Here is a 354-nt window from a genome sequence, read left to right on the forward strand (position 1 = left end):
GGCGCGACATGTGCAAAATTTCACGTCGATACATGATCCGATCTACAACCTAAATTATTTCCCCCGAAACCAATTCAATGCCGCCGATCATCGTGAGTTACGACAAGCCGCCACTGACATGTGGCGCCAAATCACGTCCCTGAAATCCGCATGACAGATGCGGGTTTTGTCGCAAATTTTTGAGTGGGGTATAAGCGGCCTTATCTCCGGACACAGTTATGCAGCGAGCTCCGCAAACACCTCGAATGGCGACCGATTTTCATTAGCGAATTGCTTCTTACCGATCATATGAGCAACTTCGATGCCAGCGATTGTAGCAGACGCTGAATCAAAGGCTTTGAAGCCTAACATGTG

General features: G+C 48.6%; 2 pseudogenes. One reads left to right on the forward strand and one right to left on the reverse strand.

Annotated elements, in window-relative coordinates:
* Positions 1-154: pseudogene (locus F9K94_RS25050) on the forward strand (IS6 family transposase); the annotation flags it as partial.
* Between the two features lie 62 nt (positions 155-216).
* Here the strand turns inward: F9K94_RS25050 and F9K94_RS24265 are convergent.
* A pseudogene (locus F9K94_RS24265) lies at positions 217-354 on the reverse strand (IS6 family transposase); the annotation flags it as partial.

The sequence above is a fragment of the Brucella tritici genome, assembly GCF_008932285.1.
GTDB classification, from domain to species: domain Bacteria; phylum Pseudomonadota; class Alphaproteobacteria; order Rhizobiales; family Rhizobiaceae; genus Brucella; species Brucella tritici.